We start from the raw sequence: 2,670 nt of genomic DNA on the forward strand, positions 1-2,670 counted from the left end.
AATCTTGACATAGGACCAACTCGGATTAATATTGATCATTTTCACTTTTAAATCCAACATGGGTTGGGAATCTTTTATCATATAGGCGTCCGATAACCGTAATTCTTTTTCCTTATCCCACTTTTCTTTTCCATTGTAAAATGTATAAAATTCAGGTGTGGGAAGAGGAACTTGCTTCCTTTTATAGCGGTCACGAATGGCAACTAATTGCTCATAGGCACGTCCGATATATAAAAGGCTTCGGAGAGGCATATTTTCATTAACGGTGGATTGATGTTCCCCGAATATAAGTAGTTTTCCACCTGCATCAAAGGAAATATCGTTTTGAAAATTCATATAGATTGTCGTATCGACTTTAAACCGCCTGATAGTTGTTCCCTCCGGCAATGATTCATTATGAATTGCATTAAAAAGGGCGATGTCATTTTCTTCCGCTGACTCATCTGCATAGAATAAATCTACAAATACACTGTTTTTCACTTCTCTGTTTTCTTTGTCCTGCATAGGCTTCTCCTTTCACTTTGCATGAAAAACCTTGCAGAAATGCAAAGAAATCTTATGTTTAGAGTATACGCAAAAAAGGAATTTTCAGCAAGATACTTCATGCAAACATTTGTTATAAATTTGTTGTTTGGTAAAGTTGAGGGATTTCCTCAGGATAAGCCGATTGGCCGATTCACAAATAGAATGTCTGTGAATGATGTTATGATAGCACACTTATAGGAGTATAGCAATAAGCAATAAGGGAACTTTGATGTTTTTCTCTTAAGTTCCCTTATATCGTTTTTTATTCTCTTTTAAATGATTCTATCGTTTCTCCTCTGTAACTGACAACTCCCTTATCACCTACAGAAATAAAAAGACTATTTCCCTGAAAACTTCTCAATTTCATTCTCTCTCCATTTTCGCCTTCCATTACATACCATTCAAGATTTCCCTGCTGAATAGGTTTCTCCAAAACAGTGACTTTCTTGGAAATTAGTTCTTTCTTTTTATCTTTATTTTGATAAAAAACATAGGCAAGCATTAATAAAACAAGAATACCTACCATAATTGCGAAAAACATAGGAACTATTTCCCAAAAATCCATACTATTCCTGCTGACGTACATACTTTCTGCCTCCTCATATTATTTTTTTCTGCCCCCAATAAGCATTACCACTCCTATAACTCCCGTTACTCCTGCAAGAACATAAAACGTAGTTCCTGTCGTATTAGCCGCTTCATATTTTTCCTGATTTGCACCAATTCTTCCTGATGATGTAGGCTGATACTTTCCGTCAATCATTATTCCTGTCGTTGCTTGTATCCCTTTCTGTCTTTCAGCATTTGATTTGAACAGTATTCCGAGTATCAAAAAACAGACTGCCATAATTAACATACAATTTCTAATTACTTTTTTAGACATCTCTTTTCCTCCTTTTTCTAGATAAACTTATTTACTTTCTACCCTCCTCTTCCTTTTTCTGACATATTCCATCATATTCCCCACTCCACTCCCCATTCAATATGTGCTACCCACTGTGCCCCATTTTTTCACTGGATAAACTTGTGATATGTCCAAACTCTCTGTATAATTTCTATAGTTATTACAATGAGGGAGGAAAACATATGTCAGAATTTAGTGAGCGTTGTCGCCAACTCTTAATCAATAGCGGGAGTAATGTATATCAAATGGCGAAACATTCTTCTTTAGATAAAACTTCCATTCAACGAATGGTGACGGGAAAACGGCTTCCCAGTCTGGATTTTGTCAAAGACTTCTGTTCTTATCTCAGAATCAGTCCGATTGAGAAAAAAGAATTGTTGGAATTGTATGAAATAGAAAAAGTGGGAAAATCAGAATATATGAGTCGGTGCTACATTAAAAGCCTAATTGAGAGTCTTTCGTTCCTTGATGAAGAAAATAAGAAAAATATTTCTTTTTCCGAAACTCTTGATTACTACGAACCATTTTCTCCGGTACCCAATGTAGAAAATAAAATTTTATCTATTCTACAATCTGAATTAAAAAATAATAATAAACCGGAAATTCTTTTCAATCTGCCAACTTCATATCGATATATTTTCTTTATTTTAAAAGGATTATTTGCGGATTTTAAAGGAGAAGCGTCGGTAAAACATTTAATTACATTGAACAAAAATCCGCTAAACACTGTATATCCATGTCAAAATTTGGAAGCACTATCTCATATTTTACCATTATCCGAAATTTTAAAAGACATTTACCGGCCTTATTATTTGTACAGTAACCTTACTCCCAGTGATGAAAAAATGCTGATTATGCCTTACTATATTATTACTTCGGAATATCTTCTGACTATATCTTCAGATTTTAAAACAGTCAGTTTACATGATACGGATACTGCCATAGAAAAATATCGCAAAGAATTTTACCGTATTTTTGATATGGCTCAGCCACTAATCAAATATGCCGACAATACATTTAAAATTATTAATCATTTACAAGAAAATTATATTGAATACGGTCTTCCTTCTCACAGTTTAGAATTTCACCCGTGCCTGTTTTTTATGGATACTTCTTTTGAACTTTCAAAGGAATCTTTCAAACAGATTCCCCATGCAGAAGAGCATATAGCGGCTTTACAGGAAATGTATAAGGTTGTTTCTGCTTCTACCCTCCCCCCCCACCGAAAAAAATCGGGAACG

The 2,670-nt window shown here is 34.5% G+C and carries 3 protein-coding genes and 1 pseudogene; 1 reads left to right on the forward strand and 3 read right to left on the reverse strand.

Annotation, left to right across the window (positions count from 1 at the left end; translation table 11 throughout):
* The 3 genes and pseudogenes from ACYQ35_RS11700 to ACYQ35_RS11710 form a co-directional block, all read right to left on the reverse strand.
* A pseudogene (locus ACYQ35_RS11700) lies at positions 1-504 on the reverse strand (hypothetical protein); the annotation flags it as partial.
* Between the two features lie 283 nt (positions 505-787).
* Positions 788-1,090, reverse strand: a complete 303-nt coding sequence (locus ACYQ35_RS11705; protein ID WP_459833773.1) for a DUF2500 domain-containing protein — start codon at positions 1,088-1,090, stop codon at positions 788-790.
* A gap of 39 nt (positions 1,091-1,129) precedes the next feature.
* Positions 1,130-1,408, reverse strand: coding sequence for a hypothetical protein (locus tag ACYQ35_RS11710; RefSeq protein WP_459833778.1), 279 nt, complete (start codon positions 1,406-1,408; stop codon positions 1,130-1,132).
* A gap of 203 nt (positions 1,409-1,611) precedes the next feature.
* Between ACYQ35_RS11710 and ACYQ35_RS11715 the strand changes: the two genes are divergently transcribed.
* Positions 1,612-2,670 (forward strand): helix-turn-helix domain-containing protein (locus ACYQ35_RS11715; RefSeq protein ID WP_459833781.1); only part of this gene is annotated, 1,059 nt, incomplete at its 3' end.

The sequence above is a fragment of the Faecalimonas hominis genome (assembly GCF_054660755.1).

What these genes read in the sequence shown, in the direction of transcription:
- ACYQ35_RS11705 (WP_459833773.1), bottom strand. Translation starts at nt 1,090, where the DNA reads ATGGATTTTTGGGAAATAGTTCCTATGTTTTTCGCAATTATGGTAGGT.
- ACYQ35_RS11710 (WP_459833778.1), bottom strand. Translation starts at nt 1,408, where the DNA reads ATGTCTAAAAAAGTAATTAGAAATTGTATGTTAATTATGGCAGTCTGT.